25 protein-coding genes are annotated in these 19,447 nt (G+C 59.4%); 12 read left to right on the top strand and 13 right to left on the bottom strand.

Features of this window, described 5'->3' with window-relative positions; genetic code table 11:
* Nucleotides 1-7 precede the first annotated feature (7 nt).
* Nucleotides 8-610 (top strand): putative pterin-binding protein, encoded by a 603-nt coding sequence (locus D3878_RS19620; protein WP_119787022.1) that lies wholly within the window; start codon nt 8-10, stop codon nt 608-610.
* On the opposite strand, the gene D3878_RS19625 is transcribed toward D3878_RS19620, so the two are convergent.
* Both D3878_RS19625 and D3878_RS19630 read right to left on the bottom strand, forming a co-directional pair.
* A complete protein-coding gene (locus D3878_RS19625; protein WP_119787023.1) occupies nt 594-1,148 on the bottom strand; it encodes a sugar O-acetyltransferase in 555 nt (184 codons plus the stop codon). The two genes, D3878_RS19620 and D3878_RS19625, sit on opposite strands and share 17 nt — an antisense overlap.
* On the bottom strand, nt 1,145-1,576 hold the full coding sequence (locus D3878_RS19630; protein ID WP_119788018.1) for a DUF1810 domain-containing protein: 432 nt from the start codon (nt 1,574-1,576) through the stop codon (nt 1,145-1,147). Before D3878_RS19630 ends, D3878_RS19625 begins: the two co-directional genes overlap by 4 nt.
* Nucleotides 1,577-1,829: 253 nt before the next feature.
* Between D3878_RS19630 and D3878_RS19635 the strand changes: the two genes are divergently transcribed.
* From D3878_RS19635 to D3878_RS19670, 8 genes are all read left to right on the top strand, one after another.
* Complete coding sequence (locus D3878_RS19635; RefSeq protein WP_147384044.1) at nt 1,830-2,087, top strand: hypothetical protein; 258 nt, start codon at nt 1,830-1,832, stop codon at nt 2,085-2,087.
* A 305-nt stretch (nt 2,088-2,392) separates the two neighbouring features.
* Nucleotides 2,393-2,677: a DUF1488 family protein gene (locus D3878_RS19640; RefSeq protein WP_119787025.1), complete on the top strand. Its 285-nt coding sequence runs from the start codon at nt 2,393-2,395 to the stop codon at nt 2,675-2,677.
* Nucleotides 2,678-2,711: 34 nt separating this feature from the next.
* On the top strand, nt 2,712-3,848 hold the full coding sequence (locus D3878_RS19645) for a GGDEF domain-containing protein (RefSeq protein ID WP_119787026.1): 1,137 nt from the start codon (nt 2,712-2,714) through the stop codon (nt 3,846-3,848).
* A 160-nt stretch (nt 3,849-4,008) separates the two neighbouring features.
* Complete coding sequence (locus D3878_RS19650; protein ID WP_119787027.1) at nt 4,009-5,445, top strand: cytochrome ubiquinol oxidase subunit I; 1,437 nt, start codon at nt 4,009-4,011, stop codon at nt 5,443-5,445.
* Nucleotides 5,446-5,448: 3 nt separating this feature from the next.
* On the top strand, nt 5,449-6,456 hold the full coding sequence (cydB, locus tag D3878_RS19655; RefSeq protein WP_119787028.1) for a cytochrome d ubiquinol oxidase subunit II: 1,008 nt from the start codon (nt 5,449-5,451) through the stop codon (nt 6,454-6,456).
* The gene (locus D3878_RS19660) at nt 6,456-6,596 is read left to right on the top strand and encodes a DUF2474 domain-containing protein (RefSeq protein WP_119787029.1); all 141 of its coding nucleotides are present in this window, start codon (nt 6,456-6,458) and stop codon (nt 6,594-6,596) included. Before cydB ends, D3878_RS19660 begins: the two co-directional genes overlap by 1 nt.
* Before the next feature lie 36 nt (nt 6,597-6,632).
* Nucleotides 6,633-7,706, top strand: a complete 1,074-nt coding sequence (hisC, locus tag D3878_RS19665; RefSeq protein WP_119787030.1) for a histidinol-phosphate transaminase — start codon at nt 6,633-6,635, stop codon at nt 7,704-7,706.
* A gap of 54 nt (nt 7,707-7,760) precedes the next feature.
* Nucleotides 7,761-8,501 (top strand): 2OG-Fe dioxygenase family protein, encoded by a 741-nt coding sequence (locus tag D3878_RS19670; RefSeq protein ID WP_119787031.1) that lies wholly within the window; start codon nt 7,761-7,763, stop codon nt 8,499-8,501.
* A gap of 31 nt (nt 8,502-8,532) precedes the next feature.
* Here the strand turns inward: D3878_RS19670 and D3878_RS19675 are convergent, their stop codons facing one another.
* The gene (locus D3878_RS19675; protein WP_119787032.1) at nt 8,533-9,171 is read right to left on the bottom strand and encodes an NAD(P)-dependent oxidoreductase; all 639 of its coding nucleotides are present in this window, start codon (nt 9,169-9,171) and stop codon (nt 8,533-8,535) included.
* Between the two features lie 112 nt (nt 9,172-9,283).
* On the opposite strand from D3878_RS19675, the gene D3878_RS19680 reads away from it, so the two are divergent.
* Nucleotides 9,284-10,189 carry a LysR family transcriptional regulator gene (locus tag D3878_RS19680; RefSeq protein ID WP_233556399.1) on the top strand — a complete coding sequence of 302 codons (906 nt, stop codon included), beginning with the start codon at nt 9,284-9,286 and terminating at the stop codon, nt 10,187-10,189.
* Between the two features lie 15 nt (nt 10,190-10,204).
* Here the strand turns inward: D3878_RS19680 and D3878_RS19685 are convergent, their stop codons facing one another.
* Together D3878_RS19685 and sstT are read right to left on the bottom strand one after the other, a co-directional pair.
* Nucleotides 10,205-10,648 carry a DMT family transporter gene (locus D3878_RS19685; RefSeq protein ID WP_119787033.1) on the bottom strand — a complete coding sequence of 148 codons (444 nt, stop codon included), beginning with the start codon at nt 10,646-10,648 and terminating at the stop codon, nt 10,205-10,207.
* A 64-nt stretch (nt 10,649-10,712) separates the two neighbouring features.
* Nucleotides 10,713-11,954, bottom strand: coding sequence for a serine/threonine transporter SstT (sstT, locus tag D3878_RS19690; protein ID WP_119788020.1), 1,242 nt, complete (start codon nt 11,952-11,954; stop codon nt 10,713-10,715).
* Between the two features lie 227 nt (nt 11,955-12,181).
* Between sstT and D3878_RS19695 the strand changes: the two genes are divergently transcribed.
* Complete coding sequence (locus D3878_RS19695) at nt 12,182-12,514, top strand: thioredoxin family protein (protein ID WP_119788021.1); 333 nt, start codon at nt 12,182-12,184, stop codon at nt 12,512-12,514.
* Nucleotides 12,515-12,667: 153 nt separating this feature from the next.
* On the opposite strand, the gene D3878_RS19700 is transcribed toward D3878_RS19695, so the two are convergent.
* From D3878_RS19700 to D3878_RS19730, 7 genes are all read right to left on the bottom strand, one after another.
* A complete protein-coding gene (locus D3878_RS19700; protein ID WP_119783739.1) occupies nt 12,668-13,996 on the bottom strand; it encodes an IS1182 family transposase in 1,329 nt (442 codons plus the stop codon).
* A gap of 194 nt (nt 13,997-14,190) precedes the next feature.
* Entirely contained in the window at nt 14,191-15,045 is an 855-nt protein-coding gene (locus D3878_RS19705) for a patatin-like phospholipase family protein (RefSeq protein WP_119787034.1), read from the bottom strand.
* Between the two features lie 107 nt (nt 15,046-15,152).
* Nucleotides 15,153-15,566, bottom strand: a complete 414-nt coding sequence (locus D3878_RS19710; RefSeq protein WP_119787035.1) for a c-type cytochrome — start codon at nt 15,564-15,566, stop codon at nt 15,153-15,155.
* 6 nt (nt 15,567-15,572) lie between these two features.
* A complete protein-coding gene (locus D3878_RS19715) occupies nt 15,573-16,094 on the bottom strand; it encodes a ferritin-like domain-containing protein (RefSeq protein ID WP_420799586.1) in 522 nt (173 codons plus the stop codon).
* Between the two features lie 112 nt (nt 16,095-16,206).
* Nucleotides 16,207-16,902 (bottom strand): RNA polymerase sigma factor, encoded by a 696-nt coding sequence (locus D3878_RS19720; RefSeq protein ID WP_119787037.1) that lies wholly within the window; start codon nt 16,900-16,902, stop codon nt 16,207-16,209.
* Between the two features lie 280 nt (nt 16,903-17,182).
* Complete coding sequence (locus D3878_RS19725) at nt 17,183-17,407, bottom strand: DUF3820 family protein (protein ID WP_119788022.1); 225 nt, start codon at nt 17,405-17,407, stop codon at nt 17,183-17,185.
* Between the two features lie 82 nt (nt 17,408-17,489).
* Complete coding sequence (locus D3878_RS19730) at nt 17,490-17,765, bottom strand: FMN-binding negative transcriptional regulator (protein ID WP_199688215.1); 276 nt, start codon at nt 17,763-17,765, stop codon at nt 17,490-17,492.
* A gap of 225 nt (nt 17,766-17,990) precedes the next feature.
* On the opposite strand from D3878_RS19730, the gene D3878_RS19735 reads away from it, so the two are divergent.
* A complete protein-coding gene (locus D3878_RS19735) occupies nt 17,991-18,479 on the top strand; it encodes a hypothetical protein (protein WP_119787038.1) in 489 nt (162 codons plus the stop codon).
* A 136-nt stretch (nt 18,480-18,615) separates the two neighbouring features.
* Here the strand turns inward: D3878_RS19735 and D3878_RS19740 are convergent, their stop codons facing one another.
* Entirely contained in the window at nt 18,616-19,359 is a 744-nt protein-coding gene (locus tag D3878_RS19740) for a fatty acid desaturase (RefSeq protein WP_233556400.1), read from the bottom strand.
* Between the last annotated feature and the right edge of the window lie 88 nt (nt 19,360-19,447).

The raw sequence follows: 19,447 nt of genomic DNA on the forward strand, positions 1-19,447 counted from the left end.
ATAAGAAATGAACCGCCGCAAATTCCTCTCTGCGTCATCCCTTGGCTTGGCCGCCTTGCCAACGGTCGCGCCTGCGCAGACGGCCGCAAAATCTGCGCCCGGCCCAGCCTTGCTTACCGTGACGGACGTCGCCGTGCGCGCCAACCGCGGCCCCCTTGATCCGGCTTTGGACCAGATGATGCACAAGCAGGGTATCAAGTTCGACAAGGCGCACACTTTCGACTTCGCTGCCATCGCGGCGCTGCCGGCCGTGTCGATCAAGCCGACGCTGGAATACGACGCCAGGCCGCATACGCTCAGCGGGCCGCTATTGTCGGATGTCGTCACGGCAGCCGGTGCGCCCGACATGGCTTCGGCCAGGCTGCTGCTGCGCGCGGTGGACGGCTATGCTGTCGTCATTTCTTTGGCCGATGCGCGCAAATACCGCTTCATCGTCGCCACTCATCTCGACGGCCGGCCCATGCCGCTTGGCGGCCTCGGCCCGTTGTGGGCAGTCTACGATGCCGACCGCTTTCCCGGCATGGCGGCAAAGCCGCTCAACCAGCGCTTCACCTTGTGTCCATGGGCGCTGTACCATATCGATGTGCTGAGCGCTACGCCAGTTGCCTAAGGACCCGGCACGGATTTCCTGCAGCGACGCAATTAGCCGGAATGGATCGGGTCACCACGCTGCCGGCACCAATGGTCACGTTTTCCTGGATTTCCACGCCCGGCACAATCACCACATTCGCGCCAATCCAGACCTTGTTTCCAATGGCAATCGGCTTGACAAACTCCAGGCCGGAAGTCCGGGTGACAGGATCGACAGGGTGGCCCGCCGTTGAAATGACGACATTGGGGCCGAAATAAACATCGTCGCCGATCGTGACCGGCGCACCGTCGAGAATAAGCAGATTGTGATTTGCGTAGACATTCTTGCCGAGCCGAATGTTATAGCCGTAATCGCAGAAGAACGGCGGTTCCAGGTAGGCATTCGTGGCGTAGCCAAAGAGTGCCTGCAAGGTCGCCATATCGCGTTCCTCAACATGCTGGTTGTATTGTTTGCATAGCGCTTTGGCTTTCTTTCGCTCAAGCACCAGCTGGCTATCGTTGGCAAAATAAAGTTCGCCCAGGAGCATCTTTTCTTTTTCAGTGCGCTGTTCGTTCATTGCTCGCCTCCCATCTGCGCCAAGGTAAGGGGGTCTTCCTTTCCCCCAAAATATTTGCGCAGGCAATCATGGAATACCCGATTGTCTTCAGTGGCGTGCGCAAACAGGGTCATCGAAGAATGGAATTTCATGTAATCCGGGTAACCGAATATTTCTTCGGCTGATTTTCCGCTTGTTTCGGCAACGAGGCGGCTGTATTCCCGCAATCTCGTTCCAAGAACAGGATGCCGCAGATACGCCCTGGCTTCATCAAGAGACGCAATGGAAAATTTCCGCGCCAGGTCGCTATGGCCCAGCCCTTTTATCTGCGGAAAGATGAACCACATCCAGTGACTTTGCTTGCAGCCGGCACGCAGTTCCGAGAGCACGTTTTCATAAACCCGCTCCTGGGCAAGAACAAAGCGTTGCAATTCGTAAGGGTCATTCATCTCACGCTCCAATATATTTTTCCTTTAAGCATTTTTATTTTCCAATAAATCGAAATAAGCTTAGGGCGATCCGGCGTTCATCTGTATATTGACCTCAGCACTTCGTCAATTCACCGCAATTGTTGGCCTCTTTTCTGTCTTACTCTATTCCAGAGTCACTCCTGTTTGAATCCTATCGGGTGCCATTCCCAATTCATTGATGATTGATAGCCTATTGGCCTGTCAATTCGCAGCCGTATTTACATGGAATACCATGATGACCAGAGACGATGTCTTAAAACGTTTTGTGGAAGAGGCGGACAAGCTGGATAAAACGTATATCAGGCGTAACGATATTATTTTACAGCTGGCTCAACTGGTTGCCGATTCCAGGACAAGCCTCTCGGATGAAAGTTTTGCTGCCCTGCTGCGCATTGGCGCGGCGATTTACAAGGCCAATCTCCGCCAGAACCGTGCTCGTAAGGAAATTGCCACGATCATGCGGGAATCGATCAATAGCGGCAGTGACTAGGAATCGGATAACGCGATATGTACGAATATTTTTCCTGAAACAAAACTTAGTCAGCGCCGTGTTGTCCAATTGACAGTAGATGCAGGCGCACTCAGTGCTACCATCGCGTAGCTCATTTCTTAATTTCTTAAGTCTTCTGCGGCAGATATTTTTTGCATTGAATCGTCTTTGCAAAAATTCCCTTGCTATCCGTTGATTCGATTCCGCGCCTGTCACCAAACGTCAGGCATGCCATGCAAGCTTGAAATCGTTTCCCAGTCGATATACAGATTAGGGGCGGCCAGTCATTTTAAAAAGGAAAAATCATGCTTCATTATCCCACCCCACAGCCACTCATAACCCGTGAAGGCATCGCATTCACGGTAAGAGTCGATGCACTCGACCGCGAATGCCTGATAACGGAAGAAGCCCTTCTTGAATTGTCGAGGTTGAAAGCCATTGACACTCCGCACGCCAGCATGATGGAGGTGTTCCACGCATTTGAGGCGACGATCAATGGTGTGGCGCGCCGCCTGGTATTTGCGAAAGTGCCTGGTTCGCCGCTCAGGCTGGGGACTAATACTTTTTTGAGTCCCCCGCATACCCATTAGGCGAGAATGTCGGCCTGGTGTCGAGGAATGGATCATGACGCCCCAGCGCACAAGCACCAGCGCCATTGAACTGCACCGCTTGCTTGCGCTTTCCCGCGATCTCCTGCAAACCGCCGACTTCGGCTCAGCCCTGGCGTATATTGGTCCGGCCATCCGCGATCTGCTGGCAAGCGATGGCGCCTTCCTCCTGATGTCGATGGGCGGTCATGATCATGGCGTCGAATTTGACCGCAACGGCGCCGCGCATCCTGCTCGCAAGGAATCATTTTTATATCAATACGCGCGACAAGCAATGGACAAAGCAAGCATGTTTTTGCTTGCCGCTGCCGAACCTGGCGGTGTGGCCGCACAGGCAGGCAACTTGTCTGCTGGCGGCATTGCCAGCATGCTGGCTGTTACATTTCCTCAAGTAAACCCCCTTGGCGTATTGCTGGTCTTCTGGCACAAGAAAAAGCGAGAACCATTTCTTGCCAGGCGGGTGGCGCTTATGCAGCAGTTGACGGAATTGATCTGTGCGTCGGCTGGAAGTCTTGACTCGCGGGGCGGACTTGAGCGGCAGGTGTCGGCGCAAACTGATGAAATTGCCGAAATTACCGAAGAGCATGTCCAGGAAATGCAGCGGCGCGATCGGGTGGAAGCGGAGATGTATCGTATCTCGACCACGGATGTGATGACGGGATTAAAGAATCGGCGCGGATTTTTCCTGCAGGCGGAACAAAGTTTCAAGGTCGCCCAGCGACGCAGGTTAATCAGCGCAGTGATATTTGCCGATGTGGATGGTTTAAAGGCGGTCAATGATACGCTGGGACATGCTGTGGGGGACCAGCTTATTCGTGACAGTGCCCGGATATTCCAGGCGGCGTTCCGCGCCAGTGACGTGGTTGCCAGGTTTGGCGGCGATGAATTTGTCGCCTTTACCCTGGATGCCAGCCAGCCGGAAGCCATATTGGCCAGGATTCAGGAAAATATTGACGCGTTCAACCAGCATGCATCGCGTCCCTACCAGGTCGCAGTCAGCACCGGAATTGTCCAGTGTGATCCGGCATCCGCCTTGTCTTTGGCCGATCATCTTTTAATGGCTGACAAGCAGATGTACGCTCAAAAAACGCAGCAGCACCACTTCATGCCATCCCGGCCTGTTCCTTCTCCAACCGATCTGCCGCGACATTAGCGCCCTCTGGCACCCTGGTTTTTTTGGTAGGGTAGATGTGACGGCTTAATTAGATCTCAAGCCGTTCCGGTCGTTTGATGCTAATCTGATTCAGTTCTTGCCGGCGCGGCGTGCAAGCATTGGCGGCGCAAATCTCTGCAGCAATTGCCGAGGATCAGCCATGTTTGGATTCACTGCACTTGAGCTTGCCCGAATTCAATTCGGCTTCACGATTTCCTTTCATATCATTTTCCCGGCAATTACCATCGGCCTGGCCAGCTATCTGACGGTGCTGGAAGCCTGCTGGCTGCGCAGCAAACAGACGGTCTATCGTGACCTCTACCACTTCTGGTCAAAAATCTTTGCAGTCAACTTCGGCATGGGCGTGGTGTCGGGCATCGTCATGGCTTATCAGTTCGGCACCAACTGGAGTTTCTTTTCCGATTTCGCCGGCGGCATTACCGGCCCGTTGCTGGCGTATGAAGTGTTGACGGCTTTTTTCCTGGAAGCGGGCTTCCTTGGCGTGATGCTGTTCGGCTGGAACCGCGTCGGCCCCGGCCTGCATTTTCTGTCGACCGCGATGGTCGCGCTCGGCACCCTGATTTCGGCGACCTGGATCCTGGCTTCCAACAGCTGGATGCAAACCCCGCAGGGTTTCGAAATCATCGACGGGCGGGTGGTGCCGACCGACTGGCTGGCGGTGATTTTCAATCCATCCTTTCCGTACCGGCTCGTGCACATGAGCATTGCGGCCTTCCTGGCGACTGCGCTCTTCGTCGGCGCCTCGGCGGCCTGGCATCTGTTGCGCGGCATGGACAGCCCGGCGATCCGCAAGATGATGTCGATGAGTGTGTGGCTGCTGGCGATCGTGGCGCCGGTGCAGGCGGTGGTCGGCGACTTCCACGGCTTGAATACCCTGCAGCACCAGCCGGTCAAGCTGGCCGCCATCGAAGGCCATTGGGAAAACCACGGCGATGCAGGCATGCCCTTGATCCTGTTCGGCTGGCCCGACATGGCGCGCGAGGAAACCCGCTTCAAGCTGGAAGTGCCACGCCTGGGCAGCTTGATCCTGACGCACAGCTGGGATGGCCAGATTCCTGGCATGAAGGAATTCGCGCCCGAAGACCGGCCCAATTCGACGGTGGTGTTCTGGACTTTTCGCGTCATGGTCGGCCTCGGATTTTTGATGATCGCGCTGGGCTTGTGGGGCGCCTGGCTGCGCTGGCGCGGCACGCTGTGGAAATGCCGGCCCTTCTTGCGCTTCGCATTGTGGATGGGGCCAGCCGGCCTGGTGGCGATCCTGGCCGGCTGGTTCACCACCGAGATCGGCCGCCAGCCCTGGGTGGTGTATGGCTTGCAGCGCACCGCTGACGCCGTCTCGCCGGTGGGCGCGGGCCAGCTCGGCATTTCGCTGGCGCTGTTCGTGCTGGTGTACGTCGCCGTGTTCGGCACCGGCATCGCCTATCTGCTGCGCATGGTGCGCAAGGGGCCGCTGGCCGGCGAAGGGCAACAGGCCAGTGTCGGCGGGCCGGGCCAGGAGCGCCAGCCGATGCGGCCGCTGTCGGCGGCCAGCAAGGCCGACCGCGACGACGCCGTCGACATCCCGACGAGGAGCTAGGACATGGGCATCGATCTTTCCCTCATCTGGGCTGTCATCATCCTGTTCGGTATCATGATGTATGTGGTGATGGACGGCTTCGATCTCGGACTCGGCATCCTGTATCCCTTTTTCCGCGACAAGGACGAGCGCGATGTCATCATGAATACCGTGGCGCCGGTGTGGGACGGCAACGAGACCTGGCTGGTGCTGGGCGGCGCCGGCCTGCTGGCGGCATTTCCTTTGGCGTATTCGGTGGTGTTGAGCGCGCTGTATCTGCCGTTGATCTTCATGCTGATCGGCCTGATCTTTCGCGGTGTGGCCTTCGAATTCCGCTTCAAGGCGCTGGGGCATGAGCGGCATTTCTGGGACAAGGCATTCATCGGCGGCTCCATCGCCGCCACTTTCTTCCAGGGCGTGACCCTGGGCGCTTTCATCCAGGGCTTGCCGGTGGCCAACCGCACCTTCGCCGGCGGCGCGCTCGACTGGATTTCGCCGTTTTCCTTCTTCACCGGGGGCGGGCTGCTGGTGGCGTTTGCGCTTCTGGGCAGTACCTGGCTGATCGTCAAGACCGAAGGCGCGCTGCAGGCACGCGCGTATGAGATCACGCGCTGGCTGGTCTGGCTGCTGCTGGCGGTGCTGGTCGCCATCAGCGTCTGGACGCCGCTGCTGGATGCGCGCATCGCCGCGCGCTGGTTCAGCATGCCCAACATGCTGTGGTTTGCGCCGGTGCCGCTGCTGGTGGCGGCCTGCGCCTGGCAACTGCTGCGCGCGGTTGCCGCGCGCGCCCAGGTGCGGCCTTTCCTGTACACGCTGGCGCTGGTGTTTCTGGGGTACAGCGGCCTGGGGATTTCGATCTGGCCGAACATCATCCCGCCTGACATCACCCTGTGGCAGGCGGCGGCGCCGCCGCAAAGCCAGGGTTTCGCCCTGGTCGGTGCCTTGCTGATCATCCCGATCATCCTGATGTACACCATCTGGGCATACTACGTTTTCCGCGGCAAGGTGCGGCCCGGGGAGGGTTACCATTGATGGATGAGCAAGTCGCGCCAGGCCCGTGGTGGAAGCGGCTGGGCTGGCTGGTCCTGATCTGGGCCGCCAGCGTCGCGGCCCTGGGTGTGGTGGCTTACGGCATAAGGCTTATAATGAATGCCGTCGGACTGACCGTCTGACGACCATGAACAATAATCTTTAGCCAATTGATGCGAATGAGCCGATTCTGGAGCCCTGTGGTACAGGGATTGACGCCCTATGTGCCGGGCGAGCAGCCGAAGCTGCAAAACCTTGTCAAGCTGAACACCAATGAAAACCCCTACGGGCCGTCGCCGGCAGTGCTGGCCGCGGTGCATGAGGCCGTCGGCGACAGCCTGCGCCTGTACCCGGACCCGAACGCCGACGTCCTGAAAGATGCACTGGCGGCTTACCACGGCGTGGCGCGTAATGAAATTTTCGTCGGCAATGGCTCCGATGAAGTGCTGGCCTTCGTCTTCCAGGCGCTGCTGCAGCACGAGGCGCCGCTGCTGTTTGCCGACATTACCTACAGTTTTTACCCGGTCTATTGCGGCCTGTACGGCATCGATTTCGTCAAGGTGCCGCTGACCGCAGCGATGGAAATCCGCCCCGAGGATTACCGCCAGCCCTGCGGCGGCATCATCTTCCCCAACCCGAACGCACCCACCGGCATCGGCATGCCGGCTGCCGTGGTCGAACAGTTCCTGGTCGAGCATCCGGACGCCGTAGTGGTGGTGGATGAAGCCTACATCGATTTCGGTGGCGAATCGGTGATCCCGCTGGTCAAGCGCCATCCCAACCTGCTGGTGGTGCAGACCCTGTCGAAGTCGCGCTCGCTGGCTGGCTTGCGGGTCGGCTTTGCAGTCGGCCATCCCGACCTGATCGAGGCGCTCGACCGCGTCAAGAACAGCTTCAATTCCTATCCGCTGGATCGCCTGGCGCTGGCCGGCGCAGTCGCCGCTTATCAGGACGAAGAGTATTTCCAGCAGACCCGCGGTGCCATCATCGCCAGCCGCGAGACGCTGGTGGCGCAACTGCGCGACCTTGGCTTCGAGGTGCTGCCGTCGCAGGCCAATTTCGTTTTCGTCCGCCATGTGCGCGAGGACGCGCTGCAGCTGGCGCAGAGTTTGCGCGAGCGTTCGGTGATCGTGCGCCATTTCAAACAGCCGCGCATCGACCAGTACCTGCGCATCACCGTCGGCACTGAAGCGGAATGTGCGGCGCTGGTGGCGGCGCTGCGCGAAATCCTCGGCGCCGCGCCTGCCGCCTGAACGCCGGCCTGGTCCCGCTGCCTGCCCGCTTAACCACTGAACAAACCGACCGTCATGTCCACCGTCGAACTCGCCCCGCCATTCACCGCGCCCGATCAGCTTGTCGAGGCATTGCACAAGCAGGGGTATGCGGTGCTGAGTCCGGAAGCGCTGGCGGGTTTCGTCCATGCCTCGTTTGCCGAGCTTGAAACGCTGCAGCCGGACTGGCGTGATCTGCCGCCCGACCGTTACTTGAAGGATGGCGGACGCTACCGGCGCAGGCGCCATGCCAGCTTCGTGGTGGAGGGCAGGGACGTGCGGCAGGCGCCGCATCGCGCGCACTGGCAGCCCACCGACTACAATGCCTTGCACGGCGGCATGCATCGCATGTTCGAGCCGATGCTACCCGCCACCGTGGCACTGCCGGTCTGGCCCAGGCTGCTGCAGTCTCTGGGGGCACTCTGCTCGGAACTCAAGGGCGAGCAGCCCTGGTATGTGGAAGCGCACCAGTTCCGCATCGACACCACCGACGGCATCGGCCGGCCGACACCGGAAGGCGCGCACCGCGACGGCGTCGATTTCGTCGCCATCCTGTTCATCGGACGCGCCGACATCAAGGGCGGCGAGAGTCGTGTGTTCGACGCCGCGGGGCCGATGGGCCAGCGATTCACGCTGAGTCAGCCTTGGACCCTGCTGATGCTGGACGACGAGCGGGTCATCCACGAAACGACGCCGATGCAGCCGACCGATGGCGCTGGCTATCGCGATACGCTGGTACTGACTTTCAGGGCAGGCGGGTTCCTCGACGAAGCTTGATGGTCTTCGGCCCGCCTGATCCGGACGCGCTTCAATAGCCTGCGGTGAATCGGTGCCGCGCGTGCGCCGGCTTTTCCAGTTCATCAATCATCGCCACCGCAAAGTCTTCCACCGAGATCGTACTTTCGCCCTTGTCATTGACCAGCAACTGGTCGGTGCCGAGACGGAACTTGCCGGTGCGCTGGCCGGGCGCGATCATCGCCGAAGGGCTCAGCATGGTCCAGTTCAGCGTGGCGTCCTGTTTCAGCAGGTGCAGCGCATCTAGTGCGCCCTGCGCGGTGCCCTTCCATTGCGCCGGAAATTCCGGCGTGTCGATCACCAGCAGGCCGGGTGCCGCTTCCAGGCTGCCGGCGCCGCCGACGACGAGAAGGCGCGTCACGCCCGCACGTTTGGTGGCGTCGATGATGGCGTGCATGCCCTGCATGTAATATTCATAAACATTGCTTTGCGCGTGGCCGCTGAAGGCGCTGATGGCGGCATCATGTCCTGTCAGTTGCTCAGCCAGCTTTGCGCTATCCAGCACGTCGGTGCCAAGAGCGGTCAGATGGGCGGCGGCGGCCAGCTTTTCCGGGTGGCCTACCAGCGCGGTAACTTCGTGCCCGCGCGCCAGTGCTTCCTTCAGGATTGCTGAGCCAATAAAGCCGGTGGCGCCGATCAGTGCGATTTTCATGTTCTTGCTCCTGGTATTTAAGTAATGGACACCATCATCGCAGTAAAGATTGATTCGATAAATAATCAAGACGATAATTCATTGTTTTCAATTTCTAAACAATGAGGTGTGCATGGCCTTGCCCGGACAACTCGATCTGAATGCCTTGCGGATATTCGATGCAGTGGTCGATGCAGGCAGCTTTACGGCAGCCGCCGATCGGCTCGGCATGGCCAAGGCGAAAGTGAGCATCCAGGTGGCACGCCTTGAAACCTTGTTGGGCGAGGCACTGTTTGCCCGCACGACGCGCCGCGTCACCTTGACCGATACCGGACGCGCCTTGCATGCTGAATGCCACCCCTTGTTGCAAGGGATCGAGGAAGCGGTTGACCGGGTCGGCGCCAGCACCACCGAACTGTCAGGAACATTGCGTTTGAGTACCTCGGTGGATCATGCGGTGCAGTCGCTGGCGGGCGCGGTTGCACAATTCGCCGGACTGCATCCGCGCTTGCAGATCGACTTGCGCACCAGCGATCGTGTACTCGATCTGGTAAGCGAAGGCATCGATTTGAGTATTCGTTTGGGGTGGTTGCGCGATTCTTCGATGCGCGCGGTCAAGCTCGGCGAATTCGGCCAATATCTGGTGGCATCACCAGGCTATGTGCAGCGCGCGGGATTGCCGACGCATCCGCAGGATTTGGGCGGACATGCCTGGGTGGCGCTGACCTTGTTGCCGACGCCATTGACCTGGCAATTCACGGCACGCCAAGGCAAGGTGCATACCGCCCATGTAAAGACGCGCTTGCGTGTGGATTCGCCTGGCGCGCTCGCCGCCATGTTGCGTCAGGGTGCCGGCATTTCGGTGCTCGACCAGTACACTGCGCAGGAAAATATCGCCAGCGGCAAACTGGTGCGCCTGTTGCCGGAATGGCAGCTGCCGCCGGGCGGCATTTATGCAGTGTATCCGCCCGGGCGGCATGTCAGCGCCAGGGTGCGTGCCTTCATTGATTTCTATCGCGGCTTATTGCGGACGCCATGAATTGCACATGTGTCCTCAATTCTTCAGGATCAGTACCGCACCCGCAATCATCAACAGGGCGCCGGCAATGCGCCAAAGATTGATGTCATGCTGGGCATAGCCAATCGCGCCGTAGTGATCGAGCACCAGCGAGGTGAGTAACTGTGCAGCAACGGTAATGCCGATCAGGTTGGCTGCGCCAAGTTTTTGTGCGGCCAGGATCGACGCGGCAACATAAAAGGCGCCCAGTGCGCCCCCCATCCAGCTCCAGGATGGCAAGCCCGCCAGTGTCGCTGCAGACGGCCACGGTGCGCGCACCACAAGCGTATAGGCGAGCAGGCAGGCCGACCCCACCACAAAAGAAATGAGCGCTGCAATCAGTGGCGTGCCGACGCCGGCCCGCAGCGAGTTGTTGACGCCCACCTGAATCGGCAGGAGAACGCCGGCAGCAAGGGCGAGCAAAATGTACAGGTACGTCATGGGGCTTTCTCCGGCATGCCAAGCCGATTGGATAGCGCAGCGGCCTGGCAAGCCGCTGCCGGTGTCAGACCTTGATCTCGGCCGACGGCTCGACGTCGCCCAGCGCGATGCAGGCCGTCGCCGTAAACAACACGTCGGTGGAAGAATTCAGCGCAGTTTCCACGGAATCCTGCACCACACCGATGATAAAGCCGACCGCCACCACCTGCATCGACACGTCGGCGGGAATGCCGAACAGGCTGCAGGCCAGCGGGATCAGCAGCAGCGAGCCGCCGGCCACGCCGGACACGCCGGCCGCGGCGATCGAAGCCACCACGCTGAGCAACAGCGCCGTCGGAATATCGACGGTGATACCCAGCGTATTGACCGCTGCCATGGTCAGCACGGTGATGGTGATGGCTGCGCCTGCCATATTGATGGTGGCGCCGAGGGGAATCGCGATCGAATAGGTGTCCTCGTGCAGGCCGAGGCGCTCGGCGAGACGCATGTTGACGGGGATGTTGGCGGCCGAACTGCGCGTAAAGAAGGCGGTGATGGCGCTTTCGCGCAGGCAGGTAAACACCAGCGGATAGGGATTGCGGCGGATTTTCCAGAAGACGATCAGCGGGTTGACCACCAGTGCCACCAGCAGCATGCAGCCGACCAGCACCGCCAGCAGGTGCAGATAACCCAGCAGCGCATCGAAGCCGGATGCTGCCAGGGTCGAGCCGACCAGGCCGAACACGCCCAGTGGCGCAAAGCGGATCACGAAGCCGACGATGCCGGAGACGGCGGCGGCGAATTCGTCGAGCATGGTCTTGGTAGTGCCGCTGACGTGGCGCATGGCGAAGCCAAGACCGATCGCCCAGGCCAGGATGCCGATGTAATTGGCATTGGCCAGCGCATTGACTGGATTGTCGACGACGCTCAAGGCCAGCGATTGCAGCACATCGACGATATTGCCAGGCGCAGCCACATCCTTGCCCGCCGTCGCCAGAGTCAGCGTCGAGGGAAACAGGAAGCTGGCGACCACCGCTACCAGCGCTGCGGCGAGCGTGCCGATCAGGTACAGCAGCAGGACCGGGCGGATATGCGTCTGGTGGCCCGGCTTGTGGCTGGCGATGGAAGCCAGCACCAGCACGAACACAACGATCGGGGCGGCGGACTTGAGGGCTTGCACAAATATCTTGCCGAAGAAATCAGCGACGACGGCAGCGCCCGGAAAGAGAAGCGCCAGCAATATCCCGGCGATCAAGCCGATGACGATTTGCCCTACCAGGCTGAAGTCGAGAATTTTTCGGATAAGGGAAGTTTGAGGGTGAGGCATGGAAGCTGATTTTGGAAAGAAGAAAAAGGCAGATGAATCCTGGAGCTTGCAGCAAAGGCCGGGCGGGCCCGATTGCTTACCCGGATGACACAGGATTCGGTACAAGCCGAAAGTGCCGGAGAATACCATAGGCCTGAGCGTTGCCGTCTCCCAGGGCGTGGCCCGGATGACCCGCAAGCCGCAAAACTGGTAAGCTTTTGGCATCATTCAACAGAAAGATGATTATCATGGCAATGAACGATACCTATGCGGCCAATGAACCGCCACGCGAGGAAATCGATGCCCTCATGGGGGCGACTCTGGTCGAGTTCGGCGCGCCCTGGTGCGGCTTTTGTCGCACCGCCCAGGGGCCACTGGCTGCCGCCATGGCGCAACATCCGGGGGTGCGCCACATCAAGATTGAAGATGGCAAGGGCCGCCGGTTGGGACGTTCCTTTGGCGTCAGGCTTTGGCCGACCCTGGTGTTTATCAAAGATGGCGCTGAAGTCGCGCGCCTGGTGCGTCCCGCTGATGCCGGGGCCATCGTGCAGGCCCTCGGGCAAATCCACACTGTCGGCTAGGAGTCTGCGCGGCAAACAGAATTTGAGCGAGCGAAACGGGCGCAACGCCAGCCGGGCTGATATTGGCCCGGCATTGAATTCTGAAATTGCTGACTGATAGGCGTTTTTGAGCTGCGGCGCGACACCGGAATGTGCGTTTTCCCCATTTTTAAACTACGCACACATCATATTTGCCATTCTTCGCAGGTTAAGCGCAGCGCAGACGAGTTTCCACTCTGCCTGGGCCTTGGCGATGCCGCGCATGCTAAATTGTCGGAAGCCCAGTACGTGCTTGATCCAACCATTTGGCGGTTCGGATAACCACTTGCGCCGCCGGTAGGCATCTTGGGTGGCGGTGGATTTGAATCGTTCTGCCATGGCCGCCGAGAGTGGGCGTTTGTTCGGATCAATCCCAAGCGCTTGTCTACCTTCGCGCCCAAGGGCAACGATGATCTCGGCGGGATGATCACGCAGCGTTTCAAACACGGCCTCGGATCGATAGCCTGCATCGGCGACGACCTGGTGCGGATCGTCGCCCGTATTCGCCTTGACCGCCGCCAGCACCGCGGGCAATTGACGGCTATCGGCGCCGCTATTGGTCAGTTCGGCAGCGACGATGATGTGCGCCGTATCATCGACTGCGGCTTGCGCGTTGTAGCTGTAATCGAAGCCGCCACCGGCGCGCTTCATGATCCGGCTTTCCGGGTCGGTAAAGTTGTCCTGGGCCTTGGGCTTGGGCTCACCGAACTTGTACTTGTATTTCGACTTCTTGAGCGCCTTACCATCGCCGTCTGGCGGCGTATTGTCGTCGTCAGCGCTGCGGCCACGCTCGGTATCTGCCTGACGCTGGCGTTCCTCCAGCCGTGCGCGCGCCGCGCCAATGGCTGCAAGCCGGTCCTCGCGTCGGCTTATCTCAGCTGGAATGTCCAGTGCCGGCTCGTTCTTCTCGGCCAGGTCGGCTGCCTTGGCCTTGGCCAGTAGCGCGTCGATCTGCGCCTTCAATTCCAGCTCCGATTTCTTCATGCGCTCATAACTCATGGCCTTGTGGCGCGATGCGTTGGCCTTAATCTTGGTCCCATCCACAGCGATGGTTCCCAACTTGACCAGGCCGCACTCGCGCGCCAACTTCACCACTTGCACGAACAAGTCGGACAACTCTTTCAGATGGAAAGCACGGAAGTCGCAGATCGTGCGGTGCGCGGGATAATTGCCAGCAGCAAGTACCCGGAAGGCAACGTCTTCATGCAGCTTCTTTGCCAGCTTGCGCGACGAGAACACCCCGGTCGCATAGCCATAAACCAGCACTTTGACCATCATCGCCGGATGAAAGGGCTGATTGCGCGGCCCGCCACCTGCATATCGCGCATGGAAGGTGCTCAGATCAAGCGCATCGATCGTATCGCTGATGTAGTACGCAAGATGGCCATCTGGTAGCCACTCTTGCAATGCAGGGGGAAGCAGCATTTGCTGCTGCGGATCGTAGGGAAGATAGCTCGATGTCATCACGAATCAACGTTTACGAATCTATTCGGATGACATCAGCGTTCTGCCGCGCAGACTCCTAGCGACCGCCGGCCCGCTCGCGAACGCCAATTCCATATTACAGATCAGCGTAGTCACGAACCGCGCTTCGCCAACCCGCGCTTCGCCAACCCGATTATCCAGGTGCTTTTGCCGTAATGCCGGCATCCCGGGGTTCAATGCCTGTGCGCCACCAGCGCCGGGGGCACCCGCTGACGAGTGATGCCCCCATGTTCAAGCCAGCGACTGGTCTGATCGGCTGCGCGCTCGATCAACTCGCCGGCATGCGAAAAATCGTACGGCGACGCGGTCAGCGGACACAGCGGGGGTACTGTGATGATTTCTGCCTGGCCGCGATGCAACGCGATTTCCATGACCAGTTGATGCGCAATCAGCAGCGTGACCGCATGGAGGGCGCTGGCGATGGCGTTGCGTGGCGGCGATTCTAGCGCGCAAGCGAAGCCGGTCGGCAGAACAATGATGCGCCTGGCACCGAGTTCGATGGCGACGCTGATCGGCGTGTTGCTGGCGATCGCGCCATCGACCAAATACCGCTCACCGATGCGTACCGGTGGAAATACCGCCGGAATGGCGCAACTCGCCAGCACCGCATCGACCAGCGGGCCAGTCGACAGCTGCACAGTTACGCCTTGCAGCAGGTCGGTCGCCACCACATGCAAGGGAATGCTGGTTTGCTCGAATGTCGAATATGGCAGGCATTGCTGGAGCAGGTTGCGCAGTCCGGCCGGGTCGACCGCAAAATTGTGCTGGCCCAGCATGCTGCGCCAGGCGAACGGGAATACCTCGCTGCGGCGCAGGCCTCCCCAGATAGCCTCGAGCCGGGCGACGCCGCTGGCATTCGGCGCGCAGGCAAAATAGGCGCCGTTGATCGCGCCCACAGATGAACCGATCACCAGATCAGGCATCAGGCCGTAGGCAATCAGCGCGCGCAGCATGCCCACCTGGATTGCGCCGAAACTGCCGCCGCCGGCGAGTATCAGTGCTGTCGGCTGAGCCGTGAGCGTAGGCATTTTTCGGTGCTCCTCAGGCTCATGTCCGTCCTGTTGACGTGACCCTTGTAAAAAAACCGCTTAGGGCGGATTTCCGGATGCCGCCCGGATTGCCGGCGCCTTAATTGCTATTGCTGTTTATTGCATTCAGCCGATCCGTTGGCCTGCTTGAGATAGGCGATCAGGGCGGCGCGCTCCTTGCCGTCGGTGACGCCGGCATAACCCATGCTGGTGCCAGGTACCGCCTGCGTCGGGTTGGCCAGGAAACGGTCGAGCGTCCTGGCGTTCCAGATGATGTCCGCGCGTTGCATGGCCGCCGAATAGGCGAAGCCTTTCACGCTACCGGCGCGACGACCGAACAGGCCACAATGCCGGGGGCCTGTGCGGTCGTAGGCCAGCGCATGGCAAGCCAGACAGCGTGCGTAAATGGCTTCGCCTGCCTTGACTTCGGCCGACGGCGCAATATCCTTTGCCGCTGCCGACACGCTGCCGGCAGCCAGTGCGAGCAGTGCGGTGGCAAGTATTTGCATGAGCGCATTCATGATCTGCTATGACACGAATGCCGAGGGCACCGGCACTTCGCCCAGGGCGTTGCGCAGGATCGCCCAATGCATCGCTTCGTCGCCGAGGATGCTGGCGGCAGCCTTGGCCAGGTCGCGGTTGCCGAACAGCGGCACGGCGCCCAGATAGGCGCTGACCGCGCCTTTTTCGAGCATGGCGGCGAAGCGCAGCACGTCTGCCTGGGTTTTCAGGGTATCGGTCGGAAAGATGTATTTTTCCTTGGCCAAGACCGGCTTGCCCCCCAGTTTGGCAATCGTCTTCGACAGCAAATCCGCATGTTCCTTGTGATGGCCCTGGAAGGTCACGGCCAGGTCGAGCACCGGTTTTTGCAGCAGGCCGCTCTCGGCACCCAGCTGATAAGCGGCAATCGCTTCATGCTCGGCGCCTAAGGCCGTGTTCAGGATGTTGACGTCGGAAGTCGCCGCCTTGCCGCCTTTGGCGGCCAGAGCATCCTGGCCGGCCAGCAGGGCGACTGCGGCGCCGGACAGCAGCAAACCGGATTTGCTCATGAATGCGCGGCGGGAAGTCACTGGTGCGGGATCGTTGGCGAAAATCAGAAAAGACATGGCGGTTCTCCTGTGGGTGGTTGCTGCAAACAGTCAGGCATCGCCTGACCGGGTATTATTCAGTTGCTTTCAGCCGTGCCAACACGCCGGCCACGATGCGGTTGCAGCGTTCGCCGTCGAAAGTAAAGGCCTCCTCGAAGGCAAAGTCGATTTCCCGCGACAGCGCTTCCCGTAACAGGCTACGGGCCCGGAAAAAGCGCGTCCTGACGGTGGCTTCCGGGATATCCAGGCAGGTTGCAGTTTCCTCGACGCTCATTTCTTCCAGCGCGCGCAGAACGAATACGGTACGGAATGTATCCGGCAACTGGTCGATTTTGGCCTCGAGCATGGCGCGCGCCTGAGCCCGCATCGCGGCACGTTCAGGGGATTCCGGAGCACTGTCATTCATGTTCACCTCGGTGGCATCGCCATTCAATTCCGTCTCGCCGTCCAGCCGGATCACTTCGGCGCGACGATGGTTCTTGCGTGACCGGGCAATGGCTTCATTGATGACGATGCGCGTCAGCCACGTCGACAATTTGGCATCTCCACGAAACTTGTCGATGTTGCGGTAGGCCAGCAGATAAGCTTCCTGTACCGCATCCTCGGCCTCGGTATCATCGCGCAGGATGCTGCGTGCAGTACGGTACAGGGTCTGGTTGTGTCGCCGCATCAAGAGCTCGAATGCGTGGGGAGCGTGAGCGCAAATTCCCTGAACAAGCTCGATATCGGTACATCCTGTGTTCAATGTCTTTATTCCTGCTGGATGCATACTGCCCCCATTTGTTGGCGTTAGTGCGACATTGGATGAAGGTAAAGCCTGGCGCGTTCCCGAGAACTATAAAAAGCCGGAAGCAGACCAGTAATCCGTACAGGCCGTTCAGGGAAATATGCAGGGCAATTGTAACGGCCTCATGTGGAGGAACGCGGGTAGGGCAATGGATGCTTGCGTCATGTTAAATTTTAACTGGCGGTACGGCAGTGCCGCGCCAAATCCCGGCATGAGACGCCGGCGCCATCGAACAGGTTCTGAAGAAAATTCATACCGCCGGCTAGCGGCCGCCGGTTGGACCACGCAATGGATCCAGCAAATGCCGCAAGTTGTTATGGTCCAGCTCATACATCAGCGCGAGGAGACTGCCGAGCTGCCCCGGCGGGAAGCCCTCGCGTGCAAACCATCCCAGGTAATGTCCGGGCAGGTCGGCCAGCAGCCTGCCCTTGTACTTCCCGAAGGGCATGGTCCAGGTGACCAGGAGTTGCAGGCTTTCTGCTTGCATGGCGATCAATGACGGAAGTAGCTGTCACATGCCTTTTGGGCGACATTCCATTGCGCCGATATGCTGTTGTAGGCGTCCCGGTTCATGCAGGCGGATTTTCTTTCATTAGTTGCGCCATCTCCATTCCCTCCGGCGCGCCCGTCGCCAGCAAGCCTTCAATGACACCATGTGCACCAGTATCGGATGCAATGTGCAACGGAATATGGTTGGCGTTAAGGCCGTCCGGGCCGAGCGTGACCAAGGTGGCAAGCGGCTGCGCACGAATCAGTTCGTGCATTATATCGACGCGCGTTTCTTCAAATAGTTTTGGTATATACATGCTGTGAGCGGAACTCTTGTTGCGGGCGAGATGAACCATGATTCCGTCCCTGCTTCATCTGCAAGCAAGCCATGGTTTTAAATTGATCTTAGTATGGCATAGACATGAATTCATTCGGGGCTTCATGTACAAATCATGTCGGCGCTAGTATCAGTGCCGAAATCGGGTGAATTTATTGTTAAGTTCATGAGTCAAAGCAAACATGAAAAAAAATCGCCCCATAGAATGAACCGACTTTATCGTTGATTTTATACAGGAGATGCCATGTCGAATATCAGTTCCGCCAAATCCTCGCTACGCGCAGAACTTGAACATGTACAGTCCGGACTTGCTTACTATCAGTCCCGGGTCGAAGCCTTGAACTCCGCAATTCATCAACTTGACGAGATCGGCGATGAGGATATGCTCGACCTTGAGATCGCAGAAGAAATTCCTAGTGGCAAGGTAAGTACGGGCCGGCGCGGCAGGCGTCCTGGCGCTGCGAAAAAAGTGACGAAGCCAGGTCGTCAGGCGAGGGGCGCCAGCCGTCTTCCCGCCACCGGCGGCGACTTTTTCCCGAACCTGCTCACCGGACAAAAGCAAACCATGTCAGCGTTGTTGCATGCCGCTGCTGCGCAAATGCCTTTCAAGGCGACGCCCGAGGAGCTGACCCAGTTGCGTTCGCGCCTGGTGGCAGCAATCTCCGGCATGCTGAAATCCGGCGCGATCAGCGACCAGGGAAAAGGCCGGGAAAGAGTGTATTTCAAGGCTTGAAGTTCAATCGGCTTCAACTTCAAGCCGGTGGGTAGCGCGCCAGCGGGCGTGTTACCCACCGCATCTGCATCGGCGCTCGATGCTCCAGGCGGAACACCTTGGGGTGATTTTTGGCGCCGACTTCAAATTTGGTTGATCAGATCCGGTTGATCTTGATGAGTCCGACCATGGAAAACAGGCGGATTGCCACCCAACCCATGTCGAGCTCCCACCATTTTTGCGACAGCTTGGCCGAACCCGGGCGGGCATGGTGGTTGTTGTGCAATTCCTCGCCGCACAGGAACACCCCGAGCGGGAACAGGTTGCGCGAGGCGTCGCGGGTGACATTGTTGCGATACCCGACATAGTGGGCCAGGCCATTGACGAAGCCGGATGCCCAGAAGGGCACGGTGATCACCTGGCACAGCCATACCAGCGGCCCCGTGGCGAATCCGAACAGCACGATATTCACCAGCAGGAACAGCGGCGCGCCAATAAAAGGGTGTTTGACGTACAGCGTGCGATCCAGCCAGTCTTCCTTGACTCCCAGGCCATACATCTTGACCATGTCCTTGTCGCGGGCGGCGCGGCGGTAGAGCAAGGTGCCTTGCGTGAGCAGCTTGCCGATGCCATGGACTTGCGGGCTGTGCGGGTCATCCTCGGTATCGCATTTGGCGTGGTGCTTGCGATGCACCGCTACCCATTGCTTGGTCACCAGGCCGGCCGTGGTCAGCCACAGCCACAGACGGAAAAAATGACTCAGCAGCGGGTGGAAACTGATCGCCCCGTGGGTCTGGCCGCGGTGCAGGTACAGGCTGACTGCTAAAAAGCTGATCTGCATTGATGCCAGGATGAGCAAGAACGTTGCCATCGGCGTGAGGTGGATGATTCCGGAATACATTGTTGACTCCCTGATTGAAAGACCTGGCGCCTTGTCGCTTATCGCCAGGCCGGATTGTGATCGACCTCCACTGTACGGCCTCAGTTGT

The organism is Noviherbaspirillum sedimenti (assembly GCF_003590835.1).
In the GTDB taxonomy this organism is placed as follows: domain Bacteria; phylum Pseudomonadota; class Gammaproteobacteria; order Burkholderiales; family Burkholderiaceae_D; genus Paucimonas; species Paucimonas sedimenti.

Bases quoted from the DNA above. Each gene is read 5' to 3' on its own strand.
- D3878_RS19620 (WP_119787022.1), top strand. From the start codon at position 8: ATGAACCGCCGCAAATTCCTCTCTGCGTCATCCCTTGGCTTGGCCGCC.
- D3878_RS19625 (WP_119787023.1), bottom strand. From the start codon at position 1,148: ATGAACGAACAGCGCACTGAAAAAGAAAAGATGCTCCTGGGCGAACTT.
- D3878_RS19630 (WP_119788018.1), bottom strand. From the start codon at position 1,576: ATGAATGACCCTTACGAATTGCAACGCTTTGTTCTTGCCCAGGAGCGG.
- D3878_RS19635 (WP_147384044.1), top strand. From the start codon at position 1,830: ATGATGACCAGAGACGATGTCTTAAAACGTTTTGTGGAAGAGGCGGAC.
- D3878_RS19640 (WP_119787025.1), top strand. From the start codon at position 2,393: ATGCTTCATTATCCCACCCCACAGCCACTCATAACCCGTGAAGGCATC.
- D3878_RS19645 (WP_119787026.1), top strand. From the start codon at position 2,712: ATGACGCCCCAGCGCACAAGCACCAGCGCCATTGAACTGCACCGCTTG.
- D3878_RS19650 (WP_119787027.1), top strand. From the start codon at position 4,009: ATGTTTGGATTCACTGCACTTGAGCTTGCCCGAATTCAATTCGGCTTC.
- cydB (WP_119787028.1), top strand. From the start codon at position 5,449: ATGGGCATCGATCTTTCCCTCATCTGGGCTGTCATCATCCTGTTCGGT.
- D3878_RS19660 (WP_119787029.1), top strand. From the start codon at position 6,456: ATGGATGAGCAAGTCGCGCCAGGCCCGTGGTGGAAGCGGCTGGGCTGG.
- hisC (WP_119787030.1), top strand. From the start codon at position 6,633: ATGAGCCGATTCTGGAGCCCTGTGGTACAGGGATTGACGCCCTATGTG.
- D3878_RS19670 (WP_119787031.1), top strand. From the start codon at position 7,761: ATGTCCACCGTCGAACTCGCCCCGCCATTCACCGCGCCCGATCAGCTT.
- D3878_RS19675 (WP_119787032.1), bottom strand. From the start codon at position 9,171: ATGAAAATCGCACTGATCGGCGCCACCGGCTTTATTGGCTCAGCAATC.
- D3878_RS19680 (WP_233556399.1), top strand. From the start codon at position 9,284: ATGGCCTTGCCCGGACAACTCGATCTGAATGCCTTGCGGATATTCGAT.
- D3878_RS19685 (WP_119787033.1), bottom strand. From the start codon at position 10,648: ATGACGTACCTGTACATTTTGCTCGCCCTTGCTGCCGGCGTTCTCCTG.
- sstT (WP_119788020.1), bottom strand. From the start codon at position 11,954: ATGCCTCACCCTCAAACTTCCCTTATCCGAAAAATTCTCGACTTCAGC.
- D3878_RS19695 (WP_119788021.1), top strand. From the start codon at position 12,182: ATGGCAATGAACGATACCTATGCGGCCAATGAACCGCCACGCGAGGAA.
- D3878_RS19700 (WP_119783739.1), bottom strand. From the start codon at position 13,996: ATGACATCGAGCTATCTTCCCTACGATCCGCAGCAGCAAATGCTGCTT.
- D3878_RS19705 (WP_119787034.1), bottom strand. From the start codon at position 15,045: ATGCCTACGCTCACGGCTCAGCCGACAGCACTGATACTCGCCGGCGGC.
- D3878_RS19710 (WP_119787035.1), bottom strand. From the start codon at position 15,566: ATGAATGCGCTCATGCAAATACTTGCCACCGCACTGCTCGCACTGGCT.
- D3878_RS19715 (WP_420799586.1), bottom strand. From the start codon at position 16,094: ATGAGCAAATCCGGTTTGCTGCTGTCCGGCGCCGCAGTCGCCCTGCTG.
- D3878_RS19720 (WP_119787037.1), bottom strand. From the start codon at position 16,902: ATGCATCCAGCAGGAATAAAGACATTGAACACAGGATGTACCGATATC.
- D3878_RS19725 (WP_119788022.1), bottom strand. From the start codon at position 17,407: ATGCAAGCAGAAAGCCTGCAACTCCTGGTCACCTGGACCATGCCCTTC.
- D3878_RS19730 (WP_199688215.1), bottom strand. From the start codon at position 17,765: ATGGTTCATCTCGCCCGCAACAAGAGTTCCGCTCACAGCATGTATATA.
- D3878_RS19735 (WP_119787038.1), top strand. From the start codon at position 17,991: ATGTCGAATATCAGTTCCGCCAAATCCTCGCTACGCGCAGAACTTGAA.
- D3878_RS19740 (WP_233556400.1), bottom strand. From the start codon at position 19,359: ATGTATTCCGGAATCATCCACCTCACGCCGATGGCAACGTTCTTGCTC.